Annotated in this window: 13 protein-coding genes and 3 pseudogenes; 2 read left to right on the top strand and 14 right to left on the bottom strand. The window is 45.7% G+C overall.

The genetic code is table 11. The features are described from left to right. Positions 1-53 precede the first annotated feature (53 nt). The gene (locus ACLJR2_RS17645) at positions 54-749 is read right to left on the bottom strand and encodes a phosphohydrolase (protein WP_000377038.1); all 696 of its coding nucleotides are present in this window, start codon (positions 747-749) and stop codon (positions 54-56) included. Positions 750-828: 79 nt separating this feature from the next. Continuing rightward, positions 829-1,140, bottom strand: coding sequence for a cell division protein DrpB (drpB, locus tag ACLJR2_RS17640; RefSeq protein ID WP_000107436.1), 312 nt, complete (start codon positions 1,138-1,140; stop codon positions 829-831). A 649-nt stretch (positions 1,141-1,789) separates the two neighbouring features. On the opposite strand from drpB, the gene ompC reads away from it, so the two are divergent. Continuing rightward, positions 1,790-3,001 (top strand): porin OmpC, encoded by a 1,212-nt coding sequence (gene ompC, locus ACLJR2_RS17635; RefSeq protein ID WP_001080676.1) that lies wholly within the window; start codon positions 1,790-1,792, stop codon positions 2,999-3,001. Positions 3,002-3,259: 258 nt separating this feature from the next. Here ompC and ACLJR2_RS17630 read toward each other — a convergent pair whose 3' ends face one another. From ACLJR2_RS17630 to ACLJR2_RS17615, 4 genes are all read right to left on the bottom strand, one after another. Next, complete coding sequence (locus ACLJR2_RS17630; RefSeq protein ID WP_024134126.1) at positions 3,260-3,448, bottom strand: hypothetical protein; 189 nt, start codon at positions 3,446-3,448, stop codon at positions 3,260-3,262. 10 nt (positions 3,449-3,458) lie between these two features. After that, positions 3,459-3,671, bottom strand: coding sequence for a cold shock domain-containing protein (locus ACLJR2_RS17625; protein ID WP_000208509.1), 213 nt, complete (start codon positions 3,669-3,671; stop codon positions 3,459-3,461). Positions 3,672-4,210: 539 nt separating this feature from the next. Next, positions 4,211-4,588, bottom strand: coding sequence for a hypothetical protein (locus ACLJR2_RS17620; protein WP_015632890.1), 378 nt, complete (start codon positions 4,586-4,588; stop codon positions 4,211-4,213). Further along, positions 4,585-4,863, bottom strand: a complete 279-nt coding sequence (locus tag ACLJR2_RS17615; RefSeq protein WP_015632889.1) for a hypothetical protein — start codon at positions 4,861-4,863, stop codon at positions 4,585-4,587. The genes ACLJR2_RS17620 and ACLJR2_RS17615 overlap by 4 nt, the downstream gene beginning before the upstream one ends. A 267-nt stretch (positions 4,864-5,130) precedes the next feature. Between ACLJR2_RS17615 and ACLJR2_RS17610 the strand changes: the two genes are divergently transcribed. Next, the gene (locus ACLJR2_RS17610) at positions 5,131-5,910 is read left to right on the top strand and encodes a hypothetical protein (protein WP_000686702.1); all 780 of its coding nucleotides are present in this window, start codon (positions 5,131-5,133) and stop codon (positions 5,908-5,910) included. Positions 5,911-6,047: 137 nt separating this feature from the next. Here the strand turns inward: ACLJR2_RS17610 and ACLJR2_RS17605 are convergent. From ACLJR2_RS17605 to ACLJR2_RS17570, 8 genes and pseudogenes are all read right to left on the bottom strand, one after another. Beyond that, positions 6,048-7,210 (bottom strand): IS3 family transposase gene (locus ACLJR2_RS17605; protein ID WP_086011254.1). Its coding sequence is split into 2 segments (ribosomal slippage): positions 6,048-6,940 and positions 6,940-7,210, totalling 1,164 coding nucleotides; the frame shifts between segments, so codons are not numbered across the junction. A gap of 193 nt (positions 7,211-7,403) precedes the next feature. Then, entirely contained in the window at positions 7,404-8,369 is a 966-nt protein-coding gene (locus ACLJR2_RS17600; RefSeq protein ID WP_000739390.1) for a tetratricopeptide repeat protein, read from the bottom strand. Positions 8,370-8,436: 67 nt separating this feature from the next. Beyond that, positions 8,437-8,964, bottom strand: a pseudogene (locus tag ACLJR2_RS17595) (RHS repeat-associated core domain-containing protein); the annotation flags it as partial. Between the two features lie 93 nt (positions 8,965-9,057). After that, positions 9,058-9,528: a hypothetical protein gene (locus ACLJR2_RS17590; protein ID WP_001534617.1), complete on the bottom strand. Its 471-nt coding sequence runs from the start codon at positions 9,526-9,528 to the stop codon at positions 9,058-9,060. After that, positions 9,528-11,794, bottom strand: a pseudogene (locus ACLJR2_RS17585) (RHS repeat-associated core domain-containing protein). Before ACLJR2_RS17585 ends, ACLJR2_RS17590 begins: the two are co-directional and overlap by 1 nt. Before the next feature lie 88 nt (positions 11,795-11,882). After that, positions 11,883-12,194, bottom strand: a pseudogene (locus ACLJR2_RS17580) (PstS family phosphate ABC transporter substrate-binding protein); the annotation flags it as partial. A gap of 104 nt (positions 12,195-12,298) precedes the next feature. Continuing rightward, on the bottom strand, positions 12,299-12,595 hold the full coding sequence (locus tag ACLJR2_RS17575) for an NTF2 fold immunity protein (RefSeq protein ID WP_227491030.1): 297 nt from the start codon (positions 12,593-12,595) through the stop codon (positions 12,299-12,301). Between the two features lie 25 nt (positions 12,596-12,620). Next, positions 12,621-13,388: DUF4329 domain-containing protein (locus tag ACLJR2_RS17570; protein ID WP_219828005.1), on the bottom strand; the 768-nt coding region annotated here is incomplete at its 5' end.

Genomic DNA, 13,388 nt, shown 5'->3' with positions numbered 1-13,388 from the left:
AATTGCCGACAGACTAACATAAAATGACGCGGTTTACGTTTCAGCGGCAGGGGTTACTGATGCGTAGCAAACATCTGGATGACCGCCTCATCCCGTGTTTCATAGTCGCCTTTCAGCTCAGCGCTCAGTTTCGCCATGTACGACACCAGAAAATCCGCATTACGCTGCGCCAGGCACTTGCCCCGTTCGGTCTGCATCGTCAGCGGCAGTTTCAGCAGTTTGGTTTGAAAATGGTCGAGCGCGAATTGCTTATCGTTAAGAGGCCGTCTGTCGGCAAAGGGATCGTCGGCATCAAACAGCGCGACGCCCAGCGCGCCGGAGACCGCGAAGACCCGCGCCAGACCAATGGCGCCCAACGCCTCCAGCCTGTCTGCATCCTGTACGATTTTTGCCTCTGGCGTGGTGGGCGCAATTTTTGCGCTGAAGCTATGCGCTTCGATAGCATGACAAATGCCCGCCAGTTTTTCTGCCGGAAAGTCAGGAAAATCCCGCAGAAAAATACGCCGGGTTTCTGCCGCCGCCAGAATGGAAGAACGATGCCGCTGTGGATGATTTTTCGCCAGGCTGACGATGTCATGGAAATAACATGCCGATAGCACCACCAGCCAGTCGACAGGACTGTTTTCCCCTAGCGTTTGCGCGGTTGCCCAAACACGACGAAAATGGAAGATGTCATGGGCGGCATCCTGTTCCTGGTGATGGTGACGTAGCCAGTCTTCAAACTGCGATTGCCAGTATCCTGAGTCCATACGCCCTCTCTTTATAGCAGACCATTTTTATTACATGCCTGAGCACAGGGTTCGCTATCCTGACATATCCGCCACCACTTTACATCCTTGCGTGCTTGCGCGTTTCTGGCTGAGTGTCGGCGGGATACCCCCTGTTTTTGCGAGGCCGGGTGTACCAGGCAATATTCCCCAGAATAAGCCAGACGACGCCCAGCGAAAGCGCGTTAAGCCATTTTTCCGTTGTGCTGCCAGGAGTGCTGATTGGGCCGAGAACCGGCTCGGTTTGTATGGCGGACATCAGCCACACGCAACGCGCCATCGCCCAGATGAAGTAGCCGCAAAAGGTATAAAAAACCCATAACGCTAATTTGCCGCCCATGCTACGGGTGGCGTTGTCCTCCCTGGTACTCAAACTTTACTCCGCTTTTGTGATGTAAGTCATATGACATTAATTACATTATAATGTGACATTAGTCACATTTCGACCATAAAATACCTTATCCACCTGTTCTGGTCATTCGCTCCACAAATAGTTTATTCTCAGTTAATGTTGTGTCAGGCGCTGAACCTGCTGTTAAATAAGGGAATGGTGATTGAATCGCACTCTGATGCAGAATAACCCATAACCAGAACAACTTATTTTTACGCACCGCGATAGCGTTTTATTTTATTAGCATTAAATGTCAGAATGATTCGGTTATTAGCCTTTTATCATTTATTTTATCATTACCCACATTACCGGCATTTATGCCGGTTTTTTTTATGCTTTTTCATAATCAAAGCATCAAATACATATAAAAAACAAATTATATTCACTCCAGCAACCATCAAATCAAAACACATAACCCATTGATAAAAAATGATAATTATAGAATATATATTCTTAGTTACTTATATAGCCTGTATTATAAAAAACCAAACAGAAACAAATTGAAATATTTTAAATACCTTTGTTACATGTTATTTTTTAAATTCCATGAACTTCATAGAATAGTATCAATTTGTAGTTTTGTTGAAGTGGCTACATATTCATATAAATTATTATCATAAGGGAATACATAATGAACAGAAAAGTTCTGGCACTGCTTGTCCCGGCATTATTAGTGGCAGGCGCAGCAAATGCGGCTGAAGTTTATAATAAAAATGGCAACAAACTCGACCTGTACGGCAAAGTTGATGGTCTGCGTTACTTCTCTGACGATGCAGGCAGCGACGGCGACCAGTCCTACGCCCGTATTGGCTTTAAAGGCGAAACGCAGATCAACGATATGCTGACCGGCTATGGTCAGTGGGAATACAACATGCAGGCGAGCGGCACTGAAGGTAACAGGGATACGTCCTGGACTCGTCTGGGCTTTGCCGGTCTGAAATTCGGCGAGTACGGCTCTTTCGATTATGGCCGTAACTATGGTGTTATCTACGACGTTGAAGCCTGGACCGATGTGCTGCCGGAATTCGGCGGCGACTCTTACACCCAGACAGATGTATATATGCTTCAGCGTGCTAACGGCCTGGCCACCTATCGTAACACCGACTTCTTCGGCCTGGTGGAAGGCTGGAACTTCGCGCTGCAATACCAGGGTAATAACGAAAGTGGCAATAACGGATTTGGCCAGGAAGGCTCCGGTAATGGAACTAACCGCGGTACAAATAAAGAAAACGGTGACGGTTTCGGCCTCTCTACCTCTTATGACTTTGACTTCGGGTTAAGCCTGGGGGCTGCTTATTCAAGTTCTGACCGTACCGATGCCCAAGTAGGTAATGGATATGGTGATGGTCATCGTTACTATGGCAACAATGATGCCGGCGGTGAAACTGCCGAAGCCTGGACCGTAGGTGTCAAATATGACGCCTATAACGTATACCTGGCGGCGATGTACTCTGAAACCCGCAATATGACCTCTTATGGAGACAGCGACTATCACTCTGCAGACGGTAAGTTGGGTGGCGGCGGTATCGCTAACAAAACCCAGAACTTTGAAGTGGTTGCGCAGTATCAGTTCGATTTCGGTCTGCGTCCGTCCATCGCCTACTTGCAGTCTAAGGGCAAAGATTTAGGCGGCCAGGATATGGATAGCCGTGGTAACTATCGTTACACCGACAAAGATCTGGTTAAATATGTTGACGTCGGTATGACTTACTACTTCAACAAAAATATGTCCACCTACGTTGATTATAAAATCAACCTGCTGGACGAAGATGATGACTTCTACGCAAACAACGGTATTGCAACCGATGATATCGTAGGTGTTGGTCTGGTCTACCAGTTCTAAGACGCTTTATGTTATTCAAGCCCGTGCTTAGCGCGGGCTTGTTATTATAGGGCAAGAATTAAATAACGGATAACGGCACAAAGACAGGTTGACCTGGTTTCATCGGATAGATGAAGACAACATCGTTTTTTTCAGGCGCTGTCTGCAAGAGAAATAACACCTTTGGGGAAAGGTAAGCCACTATAGATGATGGATGTCAGCGTCTATAGATGATAATCATCCGGGCATAAAAAAGCTCCTGTACGGAGCTAATATGAATTATTTTCTAAAATCTGGCGGAACCTGTCCTGAGCGAATGTATATTCCAACATTATCAAAAGTGATCATGGTTGACTTACAAAAAATACATTTCGCGCCAAACGGGTTTTGCTCAGTAACATCGAATGTCGATGTTCTGTATTGTGAACCATGGCAACATGGACACCGGAAGTGAATTTTATTAGTAATATCAGTTGCCTTAAAGCGCCACAACGTTGACCGCTGATGGACCTTTTGGTCCCTGCTCTACTGAAAACTCCACTTCCTGATTTTCATTCAGAGTGCGGAATTCATTACTTTGAATGGCGGAAAAATGCACAAACACATCTTTGCTGCCATCTTTAGGCGTAATGAAACCAAAGCCCTTTTCAGGGTTAAACCATTTTACTAAACCAGTGATTTTCGTCGTCATAATATTGTTACCTTTTGAATGAGCCCTTGGGCGAAATGGCCTGAAGAAAATTATCAGAGAGAAAAAAACCTAAAGGAGATCTCAAGAGGAACAAATGATGAGAAATATTACAATCACTACTTCAGATAAGTTTGTATCAAACCGCACAACCATTAACGCATGGTTAACTGAACATAGCAAGCTTTAGTTTTGTTAAAAAAATATTAACTGTTTTTTAGCATTATCACGCTGATTGCCATACTCTTTTTATCCATGCCCGTCGCTACGGCTGAAACCTGGCGTAAATAAGTGACGTCTCACAACGCCTACCTGGCAATAAATGCGCCACATTTCCTGATGTCGTAAACCAGGATACATGCGCCTCATCGTGAGAGGTTCCTGTGATCTTGTGCGACCAGTTTATAAGGGTGGTCAAGCAGAGAATTAGTGTGTTCATTATGTTTACAGGCAAGCCATAATAACCGCGACAGCGGCGTTGAAATCTGTGTTGATGGCTTAGTCTGAGAGGAATAAAACCGGCTGATGAATGACTCAAGATGCTACATTTTTACAACGAAACAGGCATCTCCTGGAAAATGATAGACAGGAAAGTAATCTTTCTTTGTTCTGTCGAACTGTATTTTATTGATTTCGTCATGGCAAAGGCTTGCTTTATCTACCGGAATTAATTGTAACTGCTGAAAAATCCTTTGCTCCAGAGACTGATATTCAAAAACCTGAAAAATATTACTTCCATCACTGACAAGAACGCCACAATAGATATTACACTGCCCGCTCTCTGGTAGCGGTAGATTCAGTGAATGCGCCAGTAATCGTTGCAGCATAACATATTCATAGTCCAGTAATGGTGTATCCATTATATGACTGGGTGGAGAGATGTAATCACCTTCAGTTTTCACCCTCCAGCTATTGCTCATAACATGATATCACTGTTCAGGTAACAGAGTCGATTAACTGGATCATCCTTTCCCTTCATTAAAAATATTTTATTTTTTCTGGTTTTAATCCGCCGAAAGATCACCGGAGACTGAAAATAGATGGATAGCGTAAGGTGCCCATAGAGCGCATAACGCCATATTTCACTGGCTGTAATCTCCTCATTAGCTTGCTTTTTTATAATATTAACGACTTCATAAATCGTTACCCGGACCGGCATGACGGAATTGTTACTGTGATAAGGAACCGAACTCATATCACATTCTCCTTTTTTTGTCTTCCAGAGGGACTCAATATCATCGTCAGTTATTACAAACAGAAACACCACTGGCAAATAAAAATCAAATACTAAAATTGATACCAGACACATTAACAATAATCAGGAAATATCAAAATAGAACATTTCATTTGATTTATGAATACAAAACAGTTCTCCTGAAATTATCAATAACAGGATATAATAAAAACAATAATCAGAGTCTTTTAATTACATCGCCATCCAATACACACTTCAGGAAAACATATGAAAATCTGTTCAGTGATTTATTTATGCACTACAATATTTTTATTGAGCGCCTGTGTGCGTTCCCCCATTGACGCAAAGAAAAAGGACATCTCCAGAACGGAAAGCAGTATCAGTAAAAATACGGCCAGTCAGTTAACAGATAAAGATATCTTTGGTAACGAGACCACACTTGCCGTTTCAGAAGAAGATATCCAGGCCGCACTGGAAGGTGAGAAATTCAGCGTACCGCTGAATTCTGCCGTCATTCTGGTTCAGTCTGGTAATCGCGCACCGGAAGCTATTATGCAGCAGGAAATGAGCAAGTATTATACTGTTTCGACGTTCTCTGGCATCCCGGACAGACAAAAGACTGTGACCTGCAGTAAAGACAAAATTAAAGACGGAAATCAGGACATTGCTACTGCCGAAAATATGAACTGGATGCAGGCGCTGCGCTATGTTGCCGCGAAAGGACATCAGAAAGCCATTATCGTTTATCAGGATACGTTGCAGTCTGGCAAATATGACGCCATGACAAAAAACACCGTCTGGTCAGATTTTAAAAATGAAAAACTGACCGACAGCGTATCGTTGCGTTATCTGGTGCGTTTCACCTTAGTGGACGTGGCTACGGGCGAATGGGCCACCTGGTCGCCACTCAACTATGAGAATACAGTACTTCCACCGCAGCCGGGGAAAAAAGATTCCGCAGAGGCAACTACAGAACAGCAGATTTCGCAGCTCAGGCAAAGAACCTATGCGTCAATGGTGAAAGATCTGGTGAACCGCTACCAGTAAACGAACAGTGCCAATACGGAGCCGGTGGACTCTCCGCTGACATAAATCCACAGGAGCTGTCGCTCCGCTTTTTAAGTCTTTGGATTCAACACTGTCAGCGGGGTTTCTGATCCTACCCGCGTAATATGGGCACAACCCTAAGCGAGGTTCTGGTTTTCAAATTGTTCCGGACTGAGACCGCCACAGGCACTGTGACGACGCCACCGATTGTAATCACACTCACTATGATTAAACACTGCTGTCCGCATTATTTCCCGGCTGACAAAGTCCTCTCCGTGGATACATTCCACCCTCAGCGTATGGAAGAAGCTTTCCGCACAGGCATTGTCGTAACAACAACCTCTTGCGCTCATACTTCCCCGCAGATTATGGCGTTTCAGTAAGCTCTGGTAATCCGTTGAACAGTACTGACCGCCTCTGTCTGTATGCACGATGACATTTTCCGGACATTTACGCCGCCACAGCGCCATCTGTAACGCATCGCAGGCAAGCTGTGCTGTCATCCGCGAAGGCATCGACCAGCCAATGACTGACCGCGACCACAGATCGATAACCACGGCCAGATAAAGCCAGCCTTCACCAGTGCGAAGATACGTGATGTCACCCACCCACTTCTGATTCGGGCCGCTGGCGTAAAAGTCCTGCTTCAGCAGATTCTCTGAGACTGGCAGACCATGTTTGCGGTAACTGACCGGACGGAACCGGCGCGAGGCTTTCGCCCGCAGCCCCTGCCGACGCAGGCTGGCCGCCACGGTTTTCACGTTGAACTGGTAATCCTGAGCACGAAGCTCATCCGTCAGGCGTGACGCACCATAGCGTTGTTTTGCGTCACTGAATGCTTCCCGGACGACGTTATCACAGACAAGGCGGAACCGCTGACGCCGGTTTATCTGATGACGACGCTGATGCCAGACGTACCAGCCGCTACGGGCAATCTGAAGTACACGGCACATGGCTTTGATACTGAACTCAGCCTGATGGTTTTCGATGAAGACATACTTCATTTCAGGCGCTTCGCGAAGTATGTCGGGGCCTTCTGGAGAATGGCCAGTTCCTCATCCCGTTCTGCCAGTTGACGTTTCAGACGGGCGATCTCAGCGGACATCTCCTGCTCGCGTTCAGAAGAAGAGAGCTGATTTTGCTGTTTGCTTCGCCAGTTGTGGAGCTGTGATTCATACAGGTTAAGTTCGCGGGCGGCAGCGGCCACCCCAATGCGTTCAGCCAGTTTCAGGGCTTCCTGACGAAATTCAGGCGTGTGCTGCTTGCGTGGCTTTTTGGTGGTTGATGCTGGTTTTGTCATGTGAGTCACCTCTTACTTGAGAGTTTACTCACTTAGTCGCGTGTCCACTATTCTGGGTAAGATCACTCTGCCTCGCCCGTCACGACTGGAATTGTGAAGGCGTTCAAGTTCAACTTTTTCTTGGTCAGTAATGAACATTTTCTTAGCGAGTAGAATGATCTTCTGTCGCTGAAAAATCAAGCATCTTCAATAATCACGGGTATAAATGCTTACACTCTTTATCTCTATCTGTGTCATCTCCATTGAGATTAGTATGGTATTTTTCAATATATTCAGTGGAAAGTGCTTTAGCTTTTTCAATTTCTTTAGTTTCTAATTTTCCCATGATTACGTTTCGTGAGGTATCAGCCTCTTTAAAACCATTATAAAATGCCACTGAGAACCAGGCGTAGGATTGCTGATAATCTTTAGATAATTCATCTGTACCATCAGAATATAATATTCCAAGATTATTTTGAGCTACCGCATATCCCTGACAAGCAGAAATATTCAATAATTTTAATGCCTTGTTTCTGTCAACAGGCAGATTACCCAATCCTTTTGCATAAAATAGAGCAAGTGAATTTCTTGCGCTCATTGAACCAAGATCTTCCGCTTTGCTATACCATGTTGCAGCCTGAACATCATCTCTTGGAATGCCCAATCCATAATTATAGATGTGTCCCAGATTATAAATAGCAACTGGATTATTGGATTCAGCAGCCTTTATAAATAATTTTCTGGCTTGAACATAATCAATCCCCCCCCCTTTGCCATCCATGAATAGAATGCCTAAATTTATTTGAGCATTGGTAAAGCCTTGATTTGCCGCCTTACGGTAAAATTCTTTTGCTAATTGAAGATCTCTGCTTCCACCCCAACCATTTTCATAGAAAAGACCGAGATTAAATTGTGCTGGTGCGTAACCTTGTTTTGCAGCCTGATTATACCAATACATTGCTTTTGTGTAATCCTGTGGCATACTGTTACCACTCCCATAAGCAAGCCCCAGATCTGTTTGTGCTTTCATATCCCCCTGTTCTGCTAACTTGGTTAGATGTGCTATATCACTATTCGCACTCACATTTTCCAAACTATCATTTGAATGATAAAGCCAAGCAATAACTCCTCCAAATAAAACAATTACTGTAAAAACCATCATTAATATGTTTTTCTTCATATTATCCTTCAGCTTACTATTGTTAAAATAGATGGATTTCTTACTGTTACGTTATCCATAACAGTGATTACTGTTTCGCCTTATAGGAAAAAAGAGCGTCAATAAGGTAATCGGATACCTTACCCTGAAAACTGGAACCACCTTCATTTATAAAGCTTTTTCCGCAAGTTAATGCCAAATTTGTTGGATCTCTTTCTCCGTCTTTTATCACGGACTTAACTACATCCTTAATACATGCAGAATCTTTTTCTGCAACAGTTGCCACTCCGAAACTCGTACCAGCTATACCAGTTATAGTTGAACCTACTGATATCCCGAAAACATATTTAGATAACGGATTGTATACGTTATGCATAGTTTCCATATTATGTATCACTCCTGCTGCTTCTTGTGGTGTTAGATAATGTACTGCCGAACCAGCTTGCTGGCATATTTCCCTAAATCCTCCATATCCAAGAGAATCCCAACCTGATAATCCTAAAGGATCTATATTCAAAATCGGATTCAGCGGATACTGATACAGGTTCAGCCCGCCTTCCAGCCCTATCGGATCTTTGGTAATATACTTTCTTTGCAACAAATCATAGTGTTGGTGATATAGATCCGGTTGGTTTCTGCATCGTACTATCGTTTTATTTTTAATATATTTTCCTGGCCCACTACAGAAATTATGCGATTCCTACCATTATTATTCATCTTTCTCCCATGTATCAACATTTCCATCGTTCAATAACATAACGATTTCATTCTCATTGATTTTATTTTTTGAGCATTTATAGGTTTTGTTATTCTTGAATAACACCACACCTTTGTTATCTATGAAATATTCGTGATTATCTTCATATATATATATTCTAATGTTTTCATCATCGAATAGATAACATTTATTCCCATGTGGGCTTAGTAATGCTAATACTTTTCCATGATTTCGTTGCAGCAATTCTTGCCCCCCTCCTTTCACTGCAAGTCTTTTAATTTCCTCCCTTGTTATTGGTGTATAGGTTTGAATACGAAAAGGAATACGGAAAAATAGCATTTTCGCATCGCAAGAAAATGGCAAAATACAGACAAGCAACAATAATGTATTTTTAATGATTTTTTGAAGATGCAAAGAAAATACATAAAATTTCATTAAACAGGGGGGGCTTATCTTTATCATTAGTATTTCATCCTTGGTGGGATTCCCATTTCTTTGCGGACAGGGTTCTCATGTTTTTTAACATTATTCATATGTCCTGGTCCGTCGTCATTTTCACCCATTGCATGTCCCATTTCGTGGGCGATAACTACACTTAATGGCGTAGGTGTCAGTTTGCATGCTTTACCTTTTCCTTGATATTGGCATGCGGCATGGTCAAAATCTATTTCAATATAGAAAGTATATTCGGAGGGATCGTAGCATGTATATTCCATACCTTTCCTCGGTCCTCTAAATATATAATCATGATCAGATAACTCCATTTTTTCTATCATTTCCTGACCATGTTTTGTCTTCCTTACAGATTCGTATGCCTCTTTCATAGCTTTTTGCTGTTCTTCGTCACCCTTAAAAGTCACCTTTAATCCCAATGGATCTGTACCTGTGACAGGGTTCAGCGGATACTGGTACAGGTTCCATCCCCCTTTCAGCCCTATCGGATCCTGCGTGATATACCTTCCCTGCCCCGGATTGTAATACCGGTGCCGGTTATAATACAGCCCCGACTCCTCATCGTACTGCTGGCCCGGTAGCCGTATCAGTTGCTCCAGGTCCGCCGGATTTTCCTCACCCGACAAATTTCCCCATTCATCATACTCCCCGCGCCACGCCACCGTGTTATCCGGGGTAATCAGCGCCAGCGGCAGTCCACGCTGGTCGCAGTGGTAAAGATGGATTTTCCTTTGGGGTGTGTACTCCGGCTCCAGTTGCCCCGCCATCTGCTCCGGCGTCAGCCCGCATCCCGCCAGCCACTGCCTGCTCTCCTCACTCACCGCATTACGCCTCAGCTCACCCTCCAGCCTGTCCAGCATCGCCGTCAGCGCCGCCGGAAGCTGTACCGCCTGGCCGTCCTCACTTCCCTCCTGCGACAGCTTCTCCGCCAGGCTGCGGTGCTGCGTTTTCTCAAGCTCCGCATTATCCGTTTCGATGCGCACCAGCGGCGTGAAGCTTCCCGGACCGTATACCGTCTGGACGCGGCTCTGTCCGGTCTGGATGGTCGTCAGCCTGTCCCCCTCCCAGCCATACCACGTCACATATGGCCTGCGCGACAGTTCCATCCGTGTGTCGCTCCAGTGAACCAGCTCCCGCTTCCATACCCGTTTGCCCACCCGGCGGCCCAGCGGGTCGTAGAGATACCTCCCCTCCGCCAGGACGGAGTTGTGCTGTGTGCGCACATAGTGGACCAGCCGGTGCTGGTTATCGTATTCGTACTGGCGCTGTCGGGGTAAAACTCCGGGTCCGGCAGGCGGTTTCCCGCCGGGTCCGTGGCATACGGGAGGGTGATGTCCAGATTCGCGGCGCTGGTATGCACCCCGGTCAGGCGCCCGCTCTCGCTGTAGCGGTACTCCCTCGTCTGCTGCGGTCCGCTGATGCGCACCAGCCTGCCGCCCTCATCGTAACCGTACTCCCGGTTTAGCTGCGGGTGGTTCAGATGCTGGCTCTGAAGTTGCCCGGTGAGGTTATACACACTGCTCTGTTCGTATGTCTCTGTTCCCGCACCGTCCGTCACCCCGGTGACATTCCCGGACACTTCACCCTCTGCGGCGCGGTGATACGTCAGCGTGCGTCCATAGCTGTCCGCCAGCCCCGTCAGCACACGGTACGGCGGCAGCGGCGCGGGCAACGCCTCATCCGCACCCGGCACCCGCTCAGGCCACCCCAGCACCCACCACGGCCCCTGCGGGCTGTTCGTTGCCAGGTACGTGTTCGGGCTTAACCGTATCTCTTCCGGCAGTGCCTGCCAGAGGTCATGCAGCGGGTTGCTTTTATCCGGCATAAGCACCCCGCACCGCGCCAGCCAGAATGACTCGCTGCGACTGTATGACGACTCACCCGGCGACAGTGGCTCAAAGTGAATGCTCCGGCCTCCGCTGTCGTTCAGTATCAGCGCCCGCTCACAAATCTGTAAGCGCATATCGGCAGCCATCTTCCAGCCAGGGCCGAACAGCCCCGATGGCGCGGGCGTCTTCGTCCGGTAGCTACTGTAGGCGCGGGTAAGGATGAACGGCAGCGGGCCGGGCAGCGCAAAGTCGGTCTCTCCCGGCAGCACCTTCGCCCCCAGCATCGGGTTTACCGGATGACCTTTCACCTCTTCTATCGGGCTGTTAGGACACACCGAGCACGTCACGCCCGTCGGCGCGCCTATCAGCCCCCCCGCCGAACCCTGGACTATCGGGCCGCCTTCTGCTGTCATATCATTCTGGCGCGCCGCTGGTTTTCCGCTCATGCTCAATTCTTTCTGTTATTTATTAATTTCATCTACCTGTAATTGTACCCTTTACCTGTTGCGCTTATATCTTTTATAAAGAGCCAACTTATTTATAGAGAAGTCTGGCATCATTCGCTGAGATTGTTTTATATAACGGCACATACCCTACATCCTCCACAAAACTTTGCCCCTGAGGGTTTACAAACCAGTCCACAAATTTCTGAGCTTCTCGCGAAGGCTTTTCACGTGTGACCATATATACTTCCACAATGTAAGGGTAAGCCCCATTCCGGATATTCTCCACCGTGGGTACAATACCATTTATTGCCAGAAGTTTAATATTTTTGCTGATATCCTTATTCATCTGTGTGGCATAGTATCGAAACGTATAGCCAATCGAAGGCTGAGTATTCTGGTAGGCTGACGCCTTCATCACCACCCGTTTCACTCTGTGCAAGTTTTCCCGCCACTAAATCTGCATCACCACCCAAAAACCTCGGTTTAATATGAACCGACCTAATTCTATTTCCCGTGAGAAATGAATAATACTGCACCATCTATTTTAGATAAAACAATAACAAAGTTTCCACCTTTAGTGCTAGAAGATGATGGTGTACCTTCTATTTCCCAGCTATCATTCCGCTCCTTGATATTATATGGCTTTTCATTAGCTTGTTGAACACCGTATAAATTTTTAATATAGACCTCAGTTAACTCTCCCGCCATTTCCCTTGAATTTATTAGCATATCAAAAGGAACTGGTTTTGCGACACTGCAAATCGGAAACAATAAATATATACCCATTAATATCCTCTTCATGCTTTACTCCATTAAAAACTTATCATTAGCGAATCTCACAATGATCTGTTAATTTATTTTTTTGATAAGTCACCGTTTTATATGATATATCTACTTTGCCAAACGTACCATCTGGTGTACCTAAGTAACCATTTCTGTAATTTTTATAATTATCAGAAATATCAAGGGGAGAGAATTTATTATTTTCATACCCTGCCTCCTCCATTCCATGGGTATGATAATCAGCAGAATTAGTTGTGTTTTGGGGGCATGCAAGTGCGCTCAAGGTAAGCCCATCATTAGTACCACTAATGGGGGTGGTTGCAAAATATTTATTTTTGACATCCTTGCAAATTAATCCGCCATATTCAGTACCTGAACAAATTGATTGATTATTTATATTCTTCAAAGCATCTAGTGCTGCATCTTCTTCAGAATCAAATTTGCTAGGGCCTATAATAAATGATAGAGCATTACAAAAACCATCAGTACATGATCCTGATTTCGCATCATCCCACATCGATAACCCCAACGGGTCAATTTCACTAACCGGATTTAATGGGTAATTATAGAGATTCCACCCCCCTCTCAGCCCTATCGGATCCTGTGTGATATACCTTCCCTGTCCCGGATTATAATAACGGTGCCGGTTATAATACAGCCCCGACTCCTCATCGTACTGCTGCCCCGGCAGCCGTATCACCTGCTCCAGGTGCGCCGGGTTTTCCTCACCCGACAGGTTTCCCCATTCATCATACTCCCCGCGCCACGCCACCGTGTTATCCGGGGTAATCAGCGCCAGCGGCAGTCCACG

Source organism: Salmonella sp. SAL03688 (assembly GCF_046551895.1).
Taxonomy (GTDB): domain Bacteria; phylum Pseudomonadota; class Gammaproteobacteria; order Enterobacterales; family Enterobacteriaceae; genus Salmonella; species Salmonella enterica.
This window is presented reverse-complemented; position numbering and strand designations above follow the sequence as displayed.